Annotated in this window: 15 protein-coding genes; 8 read left to right on the plus strand and 7 right to left on the minus strand. The window is 72.7% G+C overall.

Going from position 1 to position 18,970, the window contains the following annotated elements:
* Nucleotides 1-74 precede the first annotated feature (74 nt).
* The 3 genes from bioD to bioB are packed head-to-tail and all read right to left on the minus strand — an operon-like array spanning nucleotide 75 to nucleotide 3,342.
* The gene (gene bioD, locus ACQ614_RS32385; protein ID WP_431682549.1) at nucleotides 75-803 is read right to left on the minus strand and encodes a dethiobiotin synthase; all 729 of its coding nucleotides are present in this window, start codon (nucleotides 801-803) and stop codon (nucleotides 75-77) included.
* A complete protein-coding gene (locus ACQ614_RS32390; RefSeq protein WP_431682550.1) occupies nucleotides 800-2,095 on the minus strand; it encodes an adenosylmethionine--8-amino-7-oxononanoate transaminase in 1,296 nt (431 codons plus the stop codon). The genes bioD and ACQ614_RS32390 overlap by 4 nt, the downstream gene beginning before the upstream one ends.
* Nucleotides 2,095-3,342: a biotin synthase BioB gene (gene bioB, locus ACQ614_RS32395; RefSeq protein WP_431682552.1), complete on the minus strand. Its 1,248-nt coding sequence runs from the start codon at nucleotides 3,340-3,342 to the stop codon at nucleotides 2,095-2,097. The genes ACQ614_RS32390 and bioB overlap by 1 nt, the downstream gene beginning before the upstream one ends.
* A 198-nt stretch (nucleotides 3,343-3,540) precedes the next feature.
* Here bioB and ACQ614_RS32400 point away from each other — a divergent pair, with 198 nt between their 5' ends.
* The 3 genes from ACQ614_RS32400 to ACQ614_RS32410 all read left to right on the plus strand — a co-directional run bounded on the left by ACQ614_RS32400 (nucleotide 3,541) and on the right by ACQ614_RS32410 (nucleotide 6,709).
* Nucleotides 3,541-4,377 carry a hypothetical protein gene (locus ACQ614_RS32400; RefSeq protein ID WP_431682553.1) on the plus strand — a complete coding sequence of 279 codons (837 nt, stop codon included), beginning with the start codon at nucleotides 3,541-3,543 and terminating at the stop codon, nucleotides 4,375-4,377.
* A 365-nt stretch (nucleotides 4,378-4,742) separates the two neighbouring features.
* On the plus strand, nucleotides 4,743-6,053 hold the full coding sequence (locus tag ACQ614_RS32405; protein ID WP_431682554.1) for a hypothetical protein: 1,311 nt from the start codon (nucleotides 4,743-4,745) through the stop codon (nucleotides 6,051-6,053).
* Complete coding sequence (locus tag ACQ614_RS32410; protein WP_431682555.1) at nucleotides 6,050-6,709, plus strand: hypothetical protein; 660 nt, start codon at nucleotides 6,050-6,052, stop codon at nucleotides 6,707-6,709. The genes ACQ614_RS32405 and ACQ614_RS32410 overlap by 4 nt, the downstream gene beginning before the upstream one ends.
* A gap of 182 nt (nucleotides 6,710-6,891) precedes the next feature.
* Here the strand turns inward: ACQ614_RS32410 and ACQ614_RS32415 are convergent, their stop codons facing one another.
* The gene (locus ACQ614_RS32415) at nucleotides 6,892-9,390 is read right to left on the minus strand and encodes a DEAD/DEAH box helicase (RefSeq protein WP_431684091.1); all 2,499 of its coding nucleotides are present in this window, start codon (nucleotides 9,388-9,390) and stop codon (nucleotides 6,892-6,894) included.
* A gap of 310 nt (nucleotides 9,391-9,700) precedes the next feature.
* Here ACQ614_RS32415 and ACQ614_RS32420 point away from each other — a divergent pair, with 310 nt between their 5' ends.
* The 5 genes from ACQ614_RS32420 (at nucleotide 9,701) to ACQ614_RS32440 (ending at nucleotide 15,985) form a co-directional block, all read left to right on the plus strand.
* On the plus strand, nucleotides 9,701-10,543 hold the full coding sequence (locus ACQ614_RS32420; RefSeq protein ID WP_431682556.1) for a nitrilase-related carbon-nitrogen hydrolase: 843 nt from the start codon (nucleotides 9,701-9,703) through the stop codon (nucleotides 10,541-10,543).
* Nucleotides 10,544-10,557: 14 nt separating this feature from the next.
* Complete coding sequence (gene hydA / locus ACQ614_RS32425; RefSeq protein WP_431682557.1) at nucleotides 10,558-11,961, plus strand: dihydropyrimidinase; 1,404 nt, start codon at nucleotides 10,558-10,560, stop codon at nucleotides 11,959-11,961.
* A 7-nt stretch (nucleotides 11,962-11,968) separates the two neighbouring features.
* Nucleotides 11,969-12,985, plus strand: coding sequence for a TIGR03842 family LLM class F420-dependent oxidoreductase (locus ACQ614_RS32430; protein WP_431682559.1), 1,017 nt, complete (start codon nucleotides 11,969-11,971; stop codon nucleotides 12,983-12,985).
* Nucleotides 12,986-13,108: 123 nt separating this feature from the next.
* Nucleotides 13,109-14,599: an NCS1 family nucleobase:cation symporter-1 gene (locus tag ACQ614_RS32435; RefSeq protein ID WP_431682560.1), complete on the plus strand. Its 1,491-nt coding sequence runs from the start codon at nucleotides 13,109-13,111 to the stop codon at nucleotides 14,597-14,599.
* Nucleotides 14,600-14,743: 144 nt separating this feature from the next.
* A complete protein-coding gene (locus tag ACQ614_RS32440) occupies nucleotides 14,744-15,985 on the plus strand; it encodes an alpha/beta hydrolase family protein (protein ID WP_431682561.1) in 1,242 nt (413 codons plus the stop codon).
* Nucleotides 15,986-16,037: 52 nt separating this feature from the next.
* On the opposite strand, the gene dmpG is transcribed toward ACQ614_RS32440, so the two are convergent.
* From dmpG to ACQ614_RS32455, 3 genes are read right to left on the minus strand one after another with little or no spacing between them, the layout of a single operon-like run.
* Nucleotides 16,038-17,057: a 4-hydroxy-2-oxovalerate aldolase gene (dmpG, locus tag ACQ614_RS32445; protein WP_431682562.1), complete on the minus strand. Its 1,020-nt coding sequence runs from the start codon at nucleotides 17,055-17,057 to the stop codon at nucleotides 16,038-16,040.
* Nucleotides 17,054-17,992 carry an acetaldehyde dehydrogenase (acetylating) gene (locus tag ACQ614_RS32450; protein ID WP_431682563.1) on the minus strand — a complete coding sequence of 313 codons (939 nt, stop codon included), beginning with the start codon at nucleotides 17,990-17,992 and terminating at the stop codon, nucleotides 17,054-17,056. The genes dmpG and ACQ614_RS32450 overlap by 4 nt, the downstream gene beginning before the upstream one ends.
* Nucleotides 17,989-18,948 (minus strand): 2-keto-4-pentenoate hydratase, encoded by a 960-nt coding sequence (locus ACQ614_RS32455; protein ID WP_431682565.1) that lies wholly within the window; start codon nucleotides 18,946-18,948, stop codon nucleotides 17,989-17,991. Before ACQ614_RS32455 ends, ACQ614_RS32450 begins: the two co-directional genes overlap by 4 nt.
* Nucleotides 18,949-18,970 lie beyond the last annotated feature (22 nt).

Here is an 18,970-nt window from a genome sequence, read left to right on the forward strand (position 1 = left end):
TGCGCGAGACGGAAGGTGCGGACCGTTGCCCCGTCTCGCGCAGTTCCCCGCGCCCCTACGGGTTTACCGAGTGCCTACGGGGCTGCGTGGGCGGCCGTGAACTCCGCAGCGTCCCAGGTGCCGCCCAGGGCGGGCGCCAGGGAGGTGCGGGCCGCCGTGACGAAGGGGTCTCCGCCGGTGGCGGCGCAGCCGGCGGGGAGTGCCCCCAGGAGCGGTGCGCCTGCGGCCACCGGCAGGTCGGCCAGGTTGCAGCGCATGGCGAGGTCCGGTGCGTCCGGCCAGGCGCCGATCACCACGCCGTGCAGCGGCAGGCCGCGGGCGGCCAGTGCCTCCGCGGTCAGTGCGGTGGTGTTGAGCGTGCCGAGCCCGGCGGTCGCCACCACCAGCACGGACGGTTCCAGGCCGAGCCCGGCCGCCGCGATCGCCATGTCGGCGAGCGTGTGCCCGTCCTCGTCGTAGCGGACGAGGAGGCCGCCCGCGCCCTCGACCAGCACCAGGTCGTGGTCCTTCGCGAGTTCGGCGACGGCCTCGGCGGCCTGCTGCGGGCGGACGGTGGGCAGGCCGGCCCGCCGTGCCGCCGTGTCGGGGGCGAGCGGCTCCGGGTAGCGGGCGAGTTCCCGCAGCGTGAGGTCGCGCCCGGTGAGCCGGGCGACCTCGCCGGCGTCGCCGGGTTCGGCGGGCCCGACCCCGGTCTGGCCGGGCTTGAGGACGGCCACCGGCCCGGTGGCGAGGGCGGCGACCGCGGCGGTGACGACGGTCTTGCCGACCTCCGTCCCGGTGCCGGTCACGAAGAGGACGGTCATCCGGCCACCGCCGCGGCTGCGACACCGGCGGTGATCCGGGCCAGGTCCTGATCGTTCGTCACATAGGGCGGCATGGTGTAGACGAGGTCGCGGAAGGGCCGCAGCCAGACGCCCTCGCGGGCGGCGGCCGCGGTGGCGGCGGCCATGTCGACCGGGTGGTCGAGCTGGACGACGCCGATCGCGCCCTGCACCCGCACCTCGCGCACGCCGGGGGCGTCCGCGACGGCGGCGAGCCCGGCGGTGAGGCCGGCCTCGAGCCGCTTGACCTCCAACTGCCAGTCCTGGCCGAGCAGCAGGTCGATCGAGGCGTTGGCGACGGCCGCGGCCAGCGGGTTGCCCATGAAGGTGGGGCCGTGCGCCAGCACCGGCATCTCGCCGCGGCTGATGCCGTCCGCGACCTCCGCCGTGCACAGCGTCGCCGCCATCGTCAGGTAGCCGCCGGTCAGCGCCTTGCCGAGGCACATCACGTCGGGCGACACCCTGGCGTGGTCGGCGGCGAAGAGGGCGCCGCTGCGGCCGAAGCCGGTGGCGATCTCGTCGAAGACCAGCAGCACGCCGTGCTCGTCGCACAGCTCGCGCAGCAGCCGCAGGTAGGCGGGGGAGTGGAAGCGCATGCCGCCGGCGCCCTGCACCACGGGCTCCACGATCACCGCGGCCAGCTCGCCGGCGTGCCGCGCGACCAGGTCGGCGAGCACGCCCGCGTACGCCTCGTCGAGCGGGGCGTCGAAGCCGCCCGGCGGCTCGGGGGCGAACAGCTGGTGCGGCAGCACCCCGCCCCACAGGTGGTGCATCCCGCCCTCGGGGTCGCAGACCGACATGGGGTGGAAGGTGTCGCCGTGGTAGCCGCCGCGCCAGGTCAGCACCCGGCGCTTGGCCGGGCGGCCGACCGACTGCCAGTACTGCAGGCACATCTTCAGCGCGACCTCGACCGAGACCGACCCGGAGTCGCCGAGGAACACGTGCCGCAGCGGCTCCGGGGTGATCTCGACCAGCTTCGCCGCGAGCCGGACGGCGGGCTCGTGGGTGAGCCCGCCGAACATCACATGGCTCATCCGGCCGAGCTGCTCGCGCACGGCCTCGTCCAGCACCGGGTGCCGGTAGCCGTGGATCGCCGCCCACCAGGAGGACATGCCGTCGATCAGCTCGTCGTGTCCGCCGGCCGGTTCGGCGAGCCGCAGCCGCACCCCGGACGCGGACTCCACCACGTACGGGGTGACGGTGCCGGGCATGGGCCCGTACGGGTGCCAGACGTGCGCCCGGTCGAGGTCGAGCAGGTGCTGGACGTCGGCCATCAGGCGTTCGGGGCCAGCTCGGTGCCCGCACCGCGCCGGCGCACCCGGACGAGGTCGGTCCGGGCCTCGTCCGAGGACTCCGCCGCAATGGCCGCCGCGACGTCCGCCGCGACGTCCGCCGCGGTCTCGGCCGGCTCGGCGTGGCCGCCGCACGGGCCGCAGCCGCCGGTGCCGCAGGCGTGCGCCTCCGTGCCGCACGGCGATGCGGAGGCACCGCCGCAGCCGCCGGCCGCCACCGCGTCGGCGCGGTGCCGGGGCAGGGTCTGCTCGCCGGCGCCCTCGACGGTGAAGCCGGCGTCCTTGATCATGTCGAGGTCGGCCTGGCCGGCCTGGCCCTCACTGGTCAGGTAGTCGCCCAGGAAGATCGAGTTGGCGATCTCCAGGCCGAGCGGCTGCAGCGAGCGCAGGTGCACCTCGCGGCCGCCGGCGATCCGCACCTCGATGTCTGGGCAGACGAAGCGGACCATCGCCAGGATGCGCAGGCAGCGCTGCGGGGTGAGGTTCCACTCCTGCGCCAGCGGCGTGCCCTCGAACGGGATCAGGAAGTTCACCGGCACCGAGTCCGAGCCCAGGTCGCGCAGCGCGAAGACCACGTCCACCAGGTCCTCGTCGCGCTCGCCCATGCCCGCGATCAGGCCGGAGCAGGCGGACAGGCCCGCGCCGTGCGCCTTCTGCACGGTGTCCACCCGGTCCGCGTAGGTGTGGGTGGAGGTGATGTCGCCGTACGTCGCCTCGGAGGTGTTCAGGTTGTGGTTGTACGCGTCGGCACCGGCCGCCTTCAGCCGCTCCGCCTGGTTGTCGGAGAGCAGGCCCAGGCAGGCGCACACCTCGACCTGCGCGTCGGCGTCCTTGATGGCGGCGATGGTGTCGGCCACCCGGTCGATGTCACGGTCCGTCGGGCCGCGTCCGCTGGCCACCAGGCATACCCGCTTCGCGCCGCCCGCCAGACCGGCGGCGGCCGCTTCGGCCGCCTGCTCCGGCTTCAGCCAGGTGTACTTGAGGATCTCCGCCTTGGAACCGAGCCGCTGCGAACAGTACGAGCAGTCCTCCGGGCAGAGACCGCTCTTCAGGTTCACCAGGTAGTTGAGCTTCACCCGCCGGCCGAACCACTGGCGGCGTACCTTGCCGGCGGCCGCGACGACGTCGAGCAGTTCGTCGTCGGTGGTGGCGAGGACGGCCAGCGCCTCCTCCCGGGTGGGCAGTTCCCGGCGCAGGCCCTTGGCGGTGAGGGTGTCGAGCAGATCCATGCGCCCGATCCTGCCCGTGCCGCGTCGCGTTCCGCCAGAGGGAACCCGCCAGAAGATCCGCTCGGCGGTGTGCGAGTTGTCACAGTGTCGCCGCACAGGGTAGTGGCGCAGGTCACGTACGCCCCCTTCGTGCGCGCAGCGCCCCCACGGCAGGCCCTCCCTCCGGGCCCGGCTGATCATCTGCTTAGAATCTCCCGCATGACCACGCAGGGGGAACCCGACCAGACCGCGGCCGGACACGACGGCGAGACGCCCGCCGAGCCGCGCCGGCTCGGGCCCGGCCGGCGCCGTACCGCCCTGTGGTGCGCCCTCGTCGTGGCCGCCGCCGGCATCGGCTGGGTGGTCAGCCGCCCCAACCCCGGCGACCTCATACCCGGCCTCGGCAGCACCAGCGGCCAGTCCAAGAAGTCCCAGCCGGCCCCCGGCCTCGCCTCCGAGCAGCCGCTGACGGAGGCCCAGGCCTTCACCGCCGACCACTACTTCCCCGGCCAGCGCGCCGTCGACCAGAACGGCGTGCAGGCCCACCGCACCGCGGCCCGCGAGGGCGGCGACTGCGCCGAGATCCTGCTCGACCGCGAGAAGAACCCGCTCAAGGACACCGGCTGCCAGGCGTACGTCTCCGTCGGCTTCACCAATGCCGACCAGCAGGTCGTCACCAGCGTCACCGTGCTCCGCTTCGCCGACGAGCAGAGCGCCCAGAAGGCCCGGCAGGCCCTCACCGACCCGTCCGTGCTCGCCTTTCTCACCGCCGAGTCCGACGCACCCTCGCCCACCGCCAGCCCCTCGCCCACCGCGACGGCCGGCACCACCGCATCCCCGGGCGCACCGGCCACCACCACGCCGCCGCCCACCGCGACGACGCCTCCGCCGAAGCCCGCCGACGTCACCCGCGTCGAGCCCGTCGGCCACTACCTGACAGTCACCGTTTCCCGCTACACCGACCGCCGCACCACCGTCGCCCCCGGCGACCTCACCCTGGACAAGGCTGCCCGGGCCCTCTCCTACACCGCCCGCACCCCCTTCCTCTGGATGTAGCGGGAGACCGCCCCGCGGCCCCGGCCGCCGCCGTCGGTGACGCAGCGTGCGGAAGGCCGTCGCCCGCGCGCCGAAGCCGGTGGGCATCGCCACCGCGTCGGTGTCGCCGTCGGCTGACACCGGGTCAACCCTGACCGGGCCGACCGCTCTCCGGGGTGGGCGGTCTTTCCGTGAAGGGTGGTGCGCGTACGTCCGGTGGGCGATGATGAGGAGTAGTGAGCAAGGAAGGGCGGTCGGTGATGACCCGACACCTGCACCGCTCGGCCGGTAGGGCCCAGTGCGGCCCGGCCCGGCCGGCCGCTGCCGTCGACTCCCGCCCCGGGCACCCCGCCGGGTAGGCCCGGGACCGCCCGTGGGTGGTCACGATGCTGCTGTTACGGACCGGCCGGCCGGTGGGCCGTGGTCTGACCGCGTTGCTGCTCGGCTTCGTGGTCTGGGTGGCCTTCGCCGTGCTGGCGCCGGGGGCCTGGGCCCAGTCGGTGTCGCTGTCCCAGAGGAGCGGACCCGTCGGTACGGAGGTCACCGCGACCGGCACCGGCTTCACCGGGTGCGTTGCCGGAGCGTCCGCCGTGCTGCTCTGGAGCGGCCCGACCCCTGCGGGCGGAACCGCCTCCGTCACCTCTGCCGAGACGGTCACCGGAACCATGACCGTGCCCGACACCGCCCCCGGCGAGTACACCATCACCCTGAGGTGCGCGGCCAAACCGGTGCTGAAGGAGACCTCGGAGCCGATCGAGTGGGTGACGGGCAGCGCCGCGTTCGTCGTGGAGGACACCGCAGCCGAGAACGCCGACCTGACGCTGGACACGCAGCACGGCCGGGTCGACAGCGCCTTCACCGCCTACGGCACGGGATTCGCCTGCCCCGGCGGCGAGGCGGTACTGGCCTGGGACGACGGCACCCAGCTCGCCACCGCCGTCACGGGGCCCACGGGCGACTTCGAGGAGACGGTCGCCGTGCCGTCGGACGCGTCGCCCGGTGAGCACACCGTCGACGCGTACTGCGCCCAGAACGCCGAGGTCGGAGACCGGGAGGCATTCACCGTCGACGACGGCGGCGGGGCGACGGACGGGCCGGTCCTCACCGTCAACCCCGGGAGCGGGTCGGCGGGGGAGCCGGTGGAGGCCGTCGGCACGGGGTTCTCCTGCGACGCCGGCGACGTCGAACTCGTCTGGGAGGGCGCGAGCCTGTCGGTCAGCACCGCGGTCGACCCGGCGGGCGACTTCGCCGCGGTGGTGTCCGTGCCGGCCGAGGCGTCGGCGGGCGCCCTGACCCTCACCGCCACCTGCCCGGCCTTCCCGGAGATGACGGACGACGCCGCGTTCACCGTGGAGCCGGCCGGTGGCGGCGGGAACGGCAACGGCGGCGGCGGTGGCGGGAACGGCAACGGGGACGACGGGAACGGCGCGGGCGGCGGCGGGTCCACGAACCCGGCCGCGGTGGTCGGCCCCGCCCTGGGCGGCGGTGTGCTGCTGGCAGCCGGTGCCGCGTACCTGCTGAACCGCCACCGCGGACCCCGCTGGGCGGACCGGCACATCCGACTCGAACCCCACCCGGCCGGCGCCGCCGGTGCGGTCCTGACCGAGCACACCGACCGGGCCGGACCCAGCCGCACCGTCCGGCTGGAACCGCGCCCGGCCCCCGGCAACCCCACCATCACCGAGGAGGACCCATGACCACGACCACGTCAGCGGAGCCGGTCACCCTACGGGACTTCCTGTTCGACCCCGGACGGGAGAACCCGGTCGACGCGATCGCCGGATCGCTGCACGAGCAGGGAACGGTCAGCGGCCTGGTCGACGGTGTCCGCGGACTTTCCGCCTCCGCCGGGCGCGCCGTGGAGGGCGAGGTCGCCGGGATGCTGGAGGGCTTCCTCGGCCTCGAACTCCTCGACGTCGCGGCCGCCGGCTGGTGCCGCCACACCGAACTGCGGACCGCCGCCCGCCGGACCCGCGACACCCCCGACAGCGAGGAACTGGTGGCGATGGCCAACCACCGCATCGCCTCCACCAACAACCCGAGCGTGGCCCTGCTGCTGGACGGCGCCCAGCTCGGCAGCGTCACGATGGAGCTGTCGGTGAGGTTCGCGCTGGCCGGGCTGGTGGCGGTGGTGCGGCAGGGGCGGCTGGCGGCGGTGCGGTGCGGGCACTGCACGGTGACCGGGGCCCTCGCGGTCGAGCGGCACGTCGTCGCCCAGCGGGAGCGCAGGTTCGACCTGCCGGGTGCGGTGGAGCTGCGGCACGGCGTCGAGCTGCTTCCCGCGGACGAGCGGGACGCGCCTGCCGGGGCCGACGAGGCGCCGACCGTGCAGCGGCAGGCACCTTCGCCGTGATGAGGCCCGGTGGCGCGGGAACTGCGCAATCCGGATGCGCCGAGCTGTGCGTTCGGGGGCAACCCCGAGTACGTCCAGTGCACCCGTCCCGGGCTGCGCAGTTCCCCGCGCCCCTGAGTGGTTGACCCGAACTGTGCAGTTCACCGCGTCCGGATTGCGCAGTTCCCCGCGCCCCTGAGTGTCTAGCCGCCGAGGCGGTCGACGGCGGTGACGCGCAGGACGGCGCGGCCCTCTTCGTCGGAGCCGTAGAGGTCGACCTCGGCGCTGATGCCCCAGTCGCGGTCGCCCGCCGGGTCGTCGAAGATCTGCCGGACGCGCCACAGGCCCTCGTCCTCGACCTCCTCGATGAGCAGCATCTTCGGGCCGCGCGCGTCCGGCCCCGTCCCGAGGTCGTCGTACTCCTCCCAGTACCCGTCCATCGCGTCCGCCCAGCGGTCGCCGTCCCAGCCGTACTCGCTGTCCAGATCGCCCAGCTCGTCGTAGTGCTCCAGGGCGGCCAGCTCCACCCGGCGGAACATCTCGTTCCGCACCAGCACCCGGAAGGCCCGCGCGTTCGCCGTGACCGGCGCCGGCTTCTCGTCCAGCTTGACCTCGCCCGCCTCCGGCTCGGTCGGGTTGGCCAGCTGCTCCCACTCGTCGAGCAGTGAGGAGTCGACCTGCCGCACCAGCTCACCCAGCCAGGCGATGACGTCCTTCAGGTCGTCGGTCTTGATGTCGTCCGGGACGGTCTGCTCGAGGGCCTTGTACGCGCTCGCCAGGTACCGCAGGACGATGCCCTCGGTGCGGGCCAGCTCGTAGAAACCGACGTAGTCGGTGAAGGTCATCGCCCGCTCGTACAGGTCGCGGACCACGGACTTGGGAGCCAGCGGGTGGTCGCCGATCCACGGGTGCGCCCGGCGGTAGACCTCGTAGGCGTGGCCGAGCAGCTCCTCGAGCGGCTTCGGGTAGGTGATCTCCTGGAGCCGGGCCATCCGCTCCTCGTACTCGATGCCGTCACGCTTCATCTCGCCGACGGCCTCGCCACGGGCCTTGTTCTCCTGCGAGGCGAGGATCTGCCGCGGGTCGTCGAGGGTCGCCTCGACCACCGAGACCACGTCGAGCGCGTAGGACGGCGACTCCGGGTCCAGCAGGTCGAAGGTGGCCAGCGCGAAGGTGGACAGCGGCTGGTTGAGCGCGAAGTTCTCCTGCAGGTCCAGCGTGAGCCGGACGCGGCGGCCCTCGGCGTCAGGCTTGTCCAGCCGCTCGACGACGCCGCCCTCCAGCAGCGAGCGGTAGATGGCGATCGCCGAGCGGATGTGCCGGCGCTGCGCCGGGCGGTCCTCGTGGTTGTCGGTGAGCAGCTTGCGCATGGCCGGGAAGGCGTCGCCCGGTCGGCCGATCACCGACAGCAGCATGGCGTGGCTGACCTTGAACCGGCTGACCAGCGGCTCCGGGTCGGCCGCGATCAGGCGCTCGAAGGTCTCCTCCGTCCAGCCGACGAAGCCCTCGGGGGCCTTCTTGCGGACGACCTTGCGGCGCTTCTTCGGGTCGTCGCCGGCCTTGGCGAGCGCCTTGTCGTTCTCCACCACGTGCTCGGGGGCCTGCGCCACCACGTGGCCGACGGTGTCGAAGCCGGCCCGGCCGGCCCGGCCCGCGATCTGGTGGAACTCGCGGGCCCGCAGCACCCGCACCCGCTGCCCGTCGTACTTGGACAGCGCGGTGAACAGCACGGTGCGGATCGGCACGTTCACGCCGACGCCGAGGGTGTCTGTGCCGCAGATGACCTTCAGCAGGCCGGCCTGGGCAAGCCGCTCGACCAGGCGGCGGTACTTGGGCAGCATGCCGGCGTGGTGCACGCCGATGCCGTGCCGCACGTAGCGGGAGAGGTTGCGGCCGAACTTGGTGGTGAAGCGGAAGCCGCCGATCAGGGCGGCGATGGCGTCCTTCTCCGCCTTGGTGCACATGTTGATGCTCATCAGCGACTGCGCCCGCTCCACCGCCTCCTTCTGGGTGAAGTGCACGACGTACACCGGCGCCTGGCCGGTGGTCAACAGCTCCTCCAGGGTGTCGTGCAGGGTGGTGCGCCGGTACTCGTAGAACAGCGGCACCGGGCGGGTCGCCGAGCGGACGCAGGTGGTGGCCCGGCCGGTGCGGCGGGTGAGGTCCTCCTCGAAGCGGCGGACGTCGCCGAGGGTGGCGGACATCAGCAGGAACTGCGCCTGCGGGAGCTCCAGCAGCGGGATCTGCCAGGCCCAGCCGCGGTCGGGCTCGGCGTAGAAGTGGAACTCGTCCATGACGACCTGGCCGATGTCGGCCCGCTCGCCGTCGTGCAGCGCGATCTGCGCGAGCACCTCGGCGGTGCAGCAGATGATGGGCGCGGTCGGATTGACGCTGGCGTCACCGGTCATCATGCCGACCTGTTCGGTGCCGAAGATCTTGCACAGGTCGAAGAACTTCTCCGACACCAGCGCCTTGATGGGCGCGGTGTAGAAGGTGCGCTTGCCCTCGGCCAGGGCGGCGAAGTGGGCCCCGGCGGCGACCAGGCTCTTGCCGGAGCCGGTCGGGGTCGCCAGGATCACGTTGTTCCCGGAGACCAGCTCGATGAGCGCCTCCTCCTGGGCCGGGTAGAGGGTGATGCCGCGCTCCATCGCCCACTCGGCGAAGGTCTCGAACAGGGCGTCGGGGGTGGCGGGCTTCGGCATCAGGTCCAGGAGGGTCACCGGCCTATCTTGCCTGGTCGGGATCAGCCCCGGCAAAGCCCCGGCGGCTCCGGTCCGCGCCGCATCCTCGCCCGGTCCCCGCCGCGCCGCGGAGGAATTCAGTCCATCATCCCCATCGGAAACGCAGGTTTAACCCGCCCGGGCGCCCATTGTTATCAGGGTCTGATTTTCATCCGATCATGGTTTCGCCGCGGAACGCAAAACACCGGAGAGCGTTACAGCGTGGTACTCCACCTGCGGGTGTGAAACTCCTAATGTCAGCGGTCTACCACGACTTCTCCGAGGAGTTGAGATGAGCCGAGTCGTCAGGGCAGCGCTGTTCCAGACCGCCTGGACGGGGGACAAGGAAACGATGATCGCGGCCCACGAAAAGGCGGCCCGCGACGCGGCCGCCCAGGGCGCGCAGATCATCGGATTCCAGGAGGTCTTCAACGCCCCGTACTTCTGTCAGGTCCAGGAACCGGAGCACTACTCCTGGGCCGAGCCCGTCCCGGACGGGCCCACCGTCCAGCGCATGCAGGCCCTCGCCAGGGAACTGCGCATGGTGATCGTCGTGCCGGTCTACGAGGTCGAGCAGCAGGGCTTCTACTACAACACCGCCGCCGTCATCGACGCCGACGGCAGCTACCTCGGCAAGTACCGCAAGCACCACATCCCGCAGGTCAAGGGATTCTGGGAGAAGTACTACTTCAAGCCCGGAAACCTCGGCTGGCCGGTCTTCGAGACCTCCGTCGGCAAGGTCGGCGTGTACATCTGCTACGACCGGCACTTCCCCGAGGGCTGGCGCGCCCTCGGCCTGGCCGGCGCGGAGATCGTCTACAACCCCTCCGCCACCAGCCGCAGCCTCTCCCAGTACCTGTGGCAGCTGGAGCAGCCCGCCGCCGCCGTCGCCAACGAGTACTACATCGCCGCGATCAACCGGGTCGGCGTCGAGGAGTACGGCGACAACGACTTCTACGGCACCAGCTACTTCGTCGACCCGCGCGGCCAGTTCGTCGGCGACGTCGCCTCCGACAAGCACGAGGAGCTCCTGGTGCGCGACCTCGACCTCGACGCCATCGAGGAGGTCCGCCAGCAGTGGGCCTTCTACCGCGACCGCCGCCCGGACGCGTACAACCCGCTCACCCAGGCCTGAGAGGAGCAGCGCCCGTGACCCGTACCGTGATCCGCGGCGGCCTGGTGGTCACCGCCGCCGAGGAACTCGACGCCGACGTGCTGGTCGAGGACGAGAAGATCGTCGCCCTCGCCGCCCGCGGCAGCAGCGCCGCCCGGGACTGGACGGCCGACACGGTCATCGACGCCACCGGGATGTACGTCGTCCCGGGCGGCGTCGACGCCCACACCCACATGGAGCTGCCCTTCGGCGGCACCTCCGCCTCCGACACCTTCGAGACCGGCACCCGGGCCGCGGCCTGGGGCGGCACCACCACCATCGTCGACTTCGCCGTCCAGTCCGTCGGCGCCTCGCTGCGCGAGGGCCTGGACGCCTGGCACGCCAAGGCCGAGGGCAACTGCGCCATCGACTACGGCTTCCACATGATCCTCGCCGACGTCAACGACGCCAGCCTCAAGGAGATGGACCTGCTGGTGGGGGAGGGCGTCACCTCCTTCAAGCTGTTCATGGCCTACCCGGGCGTCTTCTACAGCGACGACGGCAAGATCCTGCGGGCCATGCAGCGCGGCGCCGACAACGGCGGCCTGATCATGATGCACGCCGAGAACGGCATCGCCATCGACGTCCTGGTCGAGCAGGCCCTCGCCGCCGGGAAGACCGACCCCCGCTACCACGGGGAGGTCCGCCGCGAACTGCTGGAGGCCGAGGCCACCCACCGGGCGATCAGGCTCGCCCAGGTCGCCGGGTCCCCGCTGTACGTGGTGCACGTCTCCGCGGCCTCCGCCGTCGCCGAGATCGCCGGCGCCCGCGACCAGGGCCTGCCGGTCTTCGGCGAGACCTGCCCGCAGTACCTCTTCCTCTCCACCGACAACCTCGCCGAGCCCGGCTTCGAGGGCGCCAAGTACGTCTGCTCCACCCCGCTGCGGCCCAAGGAGCACCAGGCCGAGCTGTGGAAGGGCCTGCGCACCAACGACCTCCAGGTGGTCTCCACCGACCACTGCCCGTTCTGCTTCGTCGGGCAGAAGGAGCTCGGCCGCGGCGACTTCTCCAAGATCCCCAACGGCCTGCCCGGCGTGGAGAACCGGATGGACCTGCTCCACCAGGCCGTCGTCGACGGGCACATCACCCGCCGCCGCTGGATCGAGATCGCCTGCGCCACCCCGGCGCGGATGTTCGGCCTCTACCCGAAGAAGGGCACCGTCGCCCCCGGCGCCGACGCCGACATCGTGGTCTACGACCCGAACGCCGTCCAGACGATCTCCGCAGAGACCCACCACATGAACGTCGACTACTCGGCCTACGAGGGCAAGCGGATCACCGGCAGGGTCCGCACCGTGCTCTCCCGCGGCACCGTCGTCGTCGACGGAGACAACTACCTCGGCAGGGCCGGCCACGGCCGGTACCAGCCGCGCGCCACCTGCCAGTACCTCGACCGCTAGGAGCCCCGTGGACATCGGCCTCGTCCTTCAGACCGACCCGCCCGCCCGCCTGCTCATCGACCGGATGAAGCGCGCCGAGGCGGCCGGCTTCACCCACGGGTGGACCTTCGACTCCGTGGTGCTCTGGCAGGAGCCCTTCGTCATCTACAGCCGCATCCTCGCCGAGACCGAGCGGATGACGGTGGGCCCGATGGTGACCAACCCCGCCACCCGGACCTGGGAGGTCACCGCCTCCCTGTTCGCCACCCTCAACGACATGTACGGCAACCGCACCGTCTGCGGCATCGGGCGCGGCGACTCCGCGCAGCGCGTCGCCGGCCGCCAGCAGGCCGGCCTCGCCATGCTCGGCGAGGCCATCCACGCCATCCGGGAACTCGCCGAGGGCCGCACCGTCGAGGTCGACGGCACCGAGATCCACATCCCGTGGGTCAAGGAGGGCGCCCGCCTGCCGGTCTGGATGGGCGCGTACGGGCCCAAGGCGCTGCACCTCACCGGGCAGGTCGCGGACGGCTTCATCCTGCAGCTCGCCGACCCCTACCTCACCGAGTGGATGGTCAAGGCCGTCCGCGACGCCGCCGCGGAGGCCGGCCGGGACCCGGCCTCCGTCACCGTCTGCGTCGCCGCCCCGGCGTACGTGACCACCGACGACTCGCCGGAGGCGCTGGCGCACGCCCGCGAGCAGTGCCGCTGGTTCGGCGGCATGGTCGGCAACCACGTCGCCGACCTGGTCTCCCGCTACGGCGAGCACTCCTCGATGGTCCCCGAGGAGCTCACCGCCTACATCAAGGACCGCCACGGATACGACTACAGCCACCACGGCCGGGCCGGGAACCCGGACACCGCCTTCGTCCCCGACGAGATCGTGGACCGCTTCTGCCTGATCGGCCCGCCCGAGACGCAGATCGCCAAGCTGCAGCACCTCCGCTCGCTGGGCGTCGACCAGTTCGCCGTGTACGCCATGCACGACGCCATCGAGCCCACCATCGACGCGTACGGCAAGAGCGTCATCCCCGCGCTGGCCTGACCCACCGCCGGCCCGACCCACCGCCGGCCTGAACCACCGGTAGACGCACCATCACCTTCCCGCTCCCGGCGGCCGCACCCCACGGCGGCCGCCGGGCCGTTCCCCCGCACAAGGTGGTAGCCCGTGTCCACAGCCCAGACCGTCCACGCCGACGGCCGCGTCGAACTCACCGACGGCGCCGACCTCTCCGACCCCCGCTTCGCCAACGACGACCTCAGACCCGTTCCCGTCGCCCGGCGCCGCTGGACCACCTACAACTTCCTCGCCCTCTGGGTCGGCATGGCCCACAACATCCCGTCCTGGACGCTGGCCTCCGGCCTGGTCGCGCTCGGCATGGACTGGAAGCAGGCCGTCCTCACCATCGCCCTGGGCAACCTGATCGTGCTGGTGCCGATGCTGCTCACCGGGCACGCCGGCACCAAGTACGGCATCCCGTTCCCGGTGTTCGCCCGGGCCTCGTTCGGGCTGCGCGGGGCGAACCTGCCGGCGATGGTCCGGGCCGCGGTGGCCTGCGCGTGGTTCGGCATCCAGACCTGGATCGGCGGCGAGGGCATCTTCCTGCTCGCCGGGAAGCTGCTCGGCTCGGGCTGGCAGAACGCGGGCCACGTCGGCGGCTACCCGTGGACGCAGTGGCTGTCGTTCCTGATCTTCTGGGCGATCGAGATGGCGATCATCGCCCGCGGCATGGAGACCCTGCGGCGGTTCGAGAACTGGGCGGCGCCGTTCGTCATCGTCGGCGCGCTCGCCCTGCTGCTCTGGATCTCGGTGGAGGCCGGCGGCTTCGGCCCGCTGCTCGACCAGCCCTCCAAGCTGGGCTGGGACGGCGACTTCTGGAAGGTCTTCTTCCCCGCCCTGATGGGCATGATCGGCTTCTGGTCGACGCTCTCGCTGAACATCCCGGACTTCACCCGCTTCGGCGGCTCGCAGAAGGCGCAGATCCGCGGCCAGGCGCTCGGCCTGCCCACCACCATGACCCTGTTCGCCCTGCTGTCGGTGCTCGTCACCTCCGGCTCCCAGGCCGTCTACGGGGAGCCGATCTGGGACCCGATCGCGCTGTCCGCCAAGATGGACTCCACCGCCGGGATCCTCTTTGCCCTGCTGACCGTGCTGGTCGCCACCCTGTCGGTGAACATCGCCGCGAACGTGGTCTCGCCCGCCTACGACCTGGCCAACCTCGTCCCGAAGTTCGTCAATTTCCGCACCGGGGCGATGATCACCGGCGTGGTCGGCGTCGTGATCTTCCCGTGGAAGCTGATCTCCGACCCGCAGATCTACATCTTCACCTGGCTCGGCGTGGTCGGCGGCCTGCTGGGCACCGTCGCAGGCATCCTCATCGCCGACTACTGGATCGTCCGCCGCACCTCGCTCGACCTCGCCGACCTGTACCGCCCGCACGGCCGCTACTGGTACACCGCCGGCTGGAACTGGCGCGCCCTGCTCGCCCTCCTCGTCGGCGGCCTCCTCGCCGTCGGCGGCTCCTACGGCGGCCCCTTCCCAGCCGACGGCCTGATCCCCTTCCTCAAGCCCCTCGCCGACTACGGCTGGGCGGTCGGCTTCGCCTCCGCGACGCTCCTCTACACCGCGCTCGGCATCGGTTCCCGCACCACCCGCTGAACCGCGCCCTTCCCCGCCCCTGGCGTGGGGCGGGGAAGGGTTGTGGCGGCGCATCACATGAGTAGACGTCAGCCTTGCTTTGCAGAGCCGGTGTTAGCCGAAAGTCGATACCCATGGGTAAGCCCCGCCGCATAGGGTGCGGGTATGACGACGAACCGAATCCGGCGGTCCACCACGGCCGCCGCCTCCGTCCTGCTCGCGCTGGCAGGGCCGTTCGCCGCCGCCCCGGTGGCCCATGCGGACCCGGCTCCCGCCGGCACCCCCGTGCACCTGACCCTCCCGGCACCGCACGGCCCCTACGCGGTCGGCACGACCGACCTGCACCTGGTGGACACCGGTCGCACCGACCCCTGGCAGCCCGGACGCTCCCGCGAGCTGATGGTCACGCTCTGGTACCCGGCCCGCTCCGGCGGCGCGGGTGCGCGGGCACCGCAGCTGTCCGCCGGCACCGCGGCCGCCTTCGCGGACTCGCTGCAGCGGCAGTTCGGCCTGCCCGCCGACACCGCCGACTGGGCGGGCACCCTCACCCACGCCCGCACCGGCGTGCCCGCCGCGTCCGGCCGGGGCTGCCTCCCCGTCGTGCTGTACTCGCCCGGTGCCGGCGGTCTGCGCGGCCAGGGCACCGTCCTCGCCGAGGAATTGGCCGCCCGCGGCTACCTGGTGGTGGCGATCGACCACACCTACGAGTCGCTGGCCGTGGAGTTCCCCGGCGGGCGGACGGCCACGGCCGACCCCGCCGCGGCCGGCGCCGCACCGCGCCGACTGGTCGACATCCGGGTCACCGACACCCGCTTCGTCCTTGACCGGCTCGCGGTGCTGAACCGGGGCGGCAACCCGGACGCCGAGCACCGCCGCCTCCCCGCCGGGCTGGCCGGCCGGATCGACCTCGCCGCCGTCGGCATGGTCGGCCACTCGCTCGGTGGCGCCACCGCCGCCCAGGTGATGCACGACGACGCCCGGGTGGACGCCGCGGTCGACCTCGACGGCGGGCTGGACTTCGGGGAGGAGGGCCCGGTCGGCAGCGTCGTCGCGGACGGCCTGGACCGGCCGTTCCTGCTGATGAACAGCGGCGAGTGGACGCACAACGACGCGTTCTGGCAGCCGTTCTGGGCCAACCTCCGGGGCCCGCACCGCAACATCCGGCTGACCGGCTCGGGCCACCTCTCGTACACCGACCTGCAGGTGCAGCTGCCGCAGATCGCGGCCGCAGGACGGGTGCCGGCCGCCGCCGTGCAGACCCAGGTCGGCACCATCGACCCGGCAGACTCGGTCGCGGCCCAGCGTGCCTACGTCGACGCCTTCTTCGACCTCGGGCTGCGCCACCGCGACAGCCACCTGCTGGACGGCCCGTCGAGCCGCTTCCCGCAGGCCGAGTTCGTGGAGTAGTCGGCTGGCACGCACCGGCCCCGGCCGGGGCCGGTGCGTGCCGCCGCCCGGATCAGGAGGCGGCCGGCTCGCGGCCCGCGAGGTCCAGCGCGATGTCGGTGATCATGTCCTCCTGGCCGCCCACCATGCCCCGCCGGCCGACCTCGACCAGGATGCTGCGGGTGTCGAGGCCGTACCGGGCGGCTGCGGTCTCGGCGTGGCGCAGGAAGCTGGAGTACACGCCGGCGTAGCCGAGGCTGAGGGTCTCGCGGTCCACCCGCACCTCGCGGTCCTGGAGCGGCCGCACCAGGTCGTCGGCGGCGTCCATCAGCGGGAACAGGTCGCAGCCGTGCTCCCATCCCATCAGGTCGGCGACCGCGACGAACGCCTCCAGCGGGCAGTTCCCGGCCCCGGCGCCCTGCCCCGCGAGCGAGGCGTCGACACGGGTGGCGCCGCTCTCCACGGCGACCACCGAATTGGCCACGCCCAGGGCGAGGTTGTGATGGGCGTGGATGCCCAGTTCGGTGGCCGGGTCGAGCACGTCGCGGTACGCCCGGAAGCGTTCGCGGACGCCGTCCATGGTCAGGCGGCCGCCGGAGTCGGTGACGTAGACGCAGTTGGCGCCGTAGGACTCCATGAGCTTCGCCTGGCGGGCGAGTTCGGCGGGCTCGGCCAGGTGGGACATCATCAGGAACCCGGCGACGTCCATGCCCAGCCCGCGGGCGGCGGCGATGTGCTGGGCGGAGATGTCGGCCTCGGTGCAGTGGGTGGCGATCCGCACCGACCGGATGCCGAGGGCGTGCGCCTGCCTGAGGTCGTGCACGGTGCCGATGCCGGGCAGCAGCAGTGTGGTGGGGACGGCGTCGTGCGTGGCGTCCACCACGGCCTCGATCCACTCCCAGTCGGTGTGGGCACCGACGCCGTAGTTGATGCTGGAGCCGGCCAGCCCGTCGCCGTGGGCGATCTCGATCGCGGCCACGCCGGCCGCGTCGAGTGCCGCGGCGATCACGCGTGCCTGGCCGACGCCGTAGCGGTGCCGGACGGCGTGCATGCCGTCCCGCAGGGTCACGTCCTGGACGTACAGGCGGGTCATCGGGATGCCACCTCCGTGGTGCGGTGGGCGGCCATGCGCTCCGCGGTGCGCAGCGCGGCCGAGGTCATGATGTCGAGGTTCCCGGCGTAGGCCGGGAGGTAGTGCGCGGCACCCTCGACCTCGAGGAAGACGGACACCTTCAGGGCCTCGTCGACGCCGGGGGCGAGGCGGCGCAGCGGGTCGTCGGCGGACACCTCGTCGAACTGCACCTGCTGCTTGAGCCGGTAGCCGGGCACGTACGCTCTGACTCGTTCGGCCATCTCCTCGACGGAGGCGGTGACGGCCTCGGTGGCGCAGGCGGAGACCAGGCAGTGCACGGTGTCCCGCATGATCAGCGGGGGTTCGGCGGGGTTGAGGACGATGATCGCCTTGCCGCGTGCCGCGCCGCCGACGCGTTCGACGGCGGAGGCGGTGGTCCCGGTGAACTCGTCGATGTTGGCGCGGGTGCCGGGGCCTGCGGAGCGGGAGGCGATGGAGGCGACGATCTCGCCGTAGTGGACGGGGGTGACCGCGTTGACGGCGGCGACGATCGGGACGGTGGCCTGGCCGCCGCAGGTGACCATGTTGACGTTCGGCGCGCCGAGGTGGTCGCCGCCGTTGACCGGCGGGACGACGTACGGGCCGAGGGCCGCCGGCGTGAGGTCGACCAGGGTGCGGCCGAGCGGGCGCAGCACCGCGTCGTGGTGGCGGTGGGCGCCGGCCGAGGTCGCGTCGAAGACGATCTCGACATCGGCGAACTCGTCCATGCCGACGAGTCCTTCGACGCCCCGGTGGGTGGTGGCGACCTTCAGGCGGCGGGCGCGGGCCAGGCCGTCGGAGTCCGGGTCGATCCCGGCCATCGCGGTGAGCTCCAGGCCCTCCGAGAGCCGCAGGATCTTGATCATGAGGTCGGTGCCGATGTTGCCGGAACCGATGACGGCGACCTTGGTGGTCACGTGCGGTCTCCTTCCGTGGCGAAGCGGACGGCTGCGGAGCCCAGGCCCGGGATGCGGGCCTCGAAGACGTCTCCCGGGGCGGCGGGGGTCATCGGGCCCAGGGCGCCGGTCAGTACGAGGTCCCCGGCGCGCAGCGGGTCGCCCCGCTCGGCCAGCGCGGAGGCCAGCCAGACGGCCGCGTTGAGCGGGCTGCCCAGGCAGTCGGCGCCGGTGCCGGCGGAGACCGTCCCGCCGTTGCGGGTCATGGTCATCGTGACGGCGCGCAGGTCGACGGCGGTGAGCGGTACGGGGGTGGCGCCCAGCACGAACAGGCCGCAGGAGGCGTTGTCGGCGACGGTGTCGACCAGGGAGATGCGATGCGGCTGTCGACGATCTCCAGCGCGGGCGTGACGGCGCGCAGGTCGAGTCGACGGGGGTGGCGCCCGCACGAACAGGCCGCAGGAGGCGTTGTCGGCGACGGTGTCGACCAGGGAGATGCAGCCGGCGATGCGGCTGTCGACGATCTCCAGCGCGGGCAGCGCGAAGTCGACGGCGCGCAGCACGTCGGCGGCGGTGCAGCCGGGGTCCGGCAGGTCGCGCCCGAGGACGAGTGCGACCTCGGCCTCCACCTTGGGCCGGATCAGCCGTCCCGTGGGCACCTCGCCGCCGTCGGGAACCGCCATGTCCGCGAACAGTGCGCCGAAGTCGGGCCGGTCCACGCCCAGTTGCCGCTGGACGGCGACGGATGTCAGGCCGATCTTGCGGCCCACGATCCGGCGGCCGGCGGCCAGGCCGCGGCGGACGTTCAGCTGCTGCACGGCGTAGGCGGTCTCCAGGTCGCCGCCGCCGTCGAACAGGGTGCGGACGGGAGGGCACGCCACGCGGGTGCGGGCCGCCTCCGCCAGCAGGTCGGCGGCCTGCTCGACGGCGGGCGGCGGAGCGGCGGCCGGACGGGCGCCGTCGGGTGCGGTCGACACGGATTGCCTCCAGAGGGGTGGT

This window comes from Kitasatospora dryopteridis (assembly GCF_050749075.1).
Lineage (GTDB): Bacteria > Actinomycetota > Actinomycetes > Streptomycetales > Streptomycetaceae > Kitasatospora.

What these genes read in the sequence shown, in the direction of transcription:
- bioD (WP_431682549.1), bottom strand. Translation starts at nt 803, where the DNA reads ATGACCGTCCTCTTCGTGACCGGCACCGGGACGGAGGTCGGCAAGACC.
- ACQ614_RS32390 (WP_431682550.1), bottom strand. Translation starts at nt 2,095, where the DNA reads ATGGCCGACGTCCAGCACCTGCTCGACCTCGACCGGGCGCACGTCTGG.
- bioB (WP_431682552.1), bottom strand. Translation starts at nt 3,342, where the DNA reads ATGGATCTGCTCGACACCCTCACCGCCAAGGGCCTGCGCCGGGAACTG.
- ACQ614_RS32400 (WP_431682553.1), top strand. Translation starts at nt 3,541, where the DNA reads ATGACCACGCAGGGGGAACCCGACCAGACCGCGGCCGGACACGACGGC.
- ACQ614_RS32405 (WP_431682554.1), top strand. Translation starts at nt 4,743, where the DNA reads ATGCTGCTGTTACGGACCGGCCGGCCGGTGGGCCGTGGTCTGACCGCG.
- ACQ614_RS32410 (WP_431682555.1), top strand. Translation starts at nt 6,050, where the DNA reads ATGACCACGACCACGTCAGCGGAGCCGGTCACCCTACGGGACTTCCTG.
- ACQ614_RS32415 (WP_431684091.1), bottom strand. Translation starts at nt 9,390, where the DNA reads ATGCCGAAGCCCGCCACCCCCGACGCCCTGTTCGAGACCTTCGCCGAG.
- ACQ614_RS32420 (WP_431682556.1), top strand. Translation starts at nt 9,701, where the DNA reads ATGAGCCGAGTCGTCAGGGCAGCGCTGTTCCAGACCGCCTGGACGGGG.
- ACQ614_RS32440 (WP_431682561.1), top strand. Translation starts at nt 14,744, where the DNA reads ATGACGACGAACCGAATCCGGCGGTCCACCACGGCCGCCGCCTCCGTC.
- dmpG (WP_431682562.1), bottom strand. Translation starts at nt 17,057, where the DNA reads ATGACCCGCCTGTACGTCCAGGACGTGACCCTGCGGGACGGCATGCAC.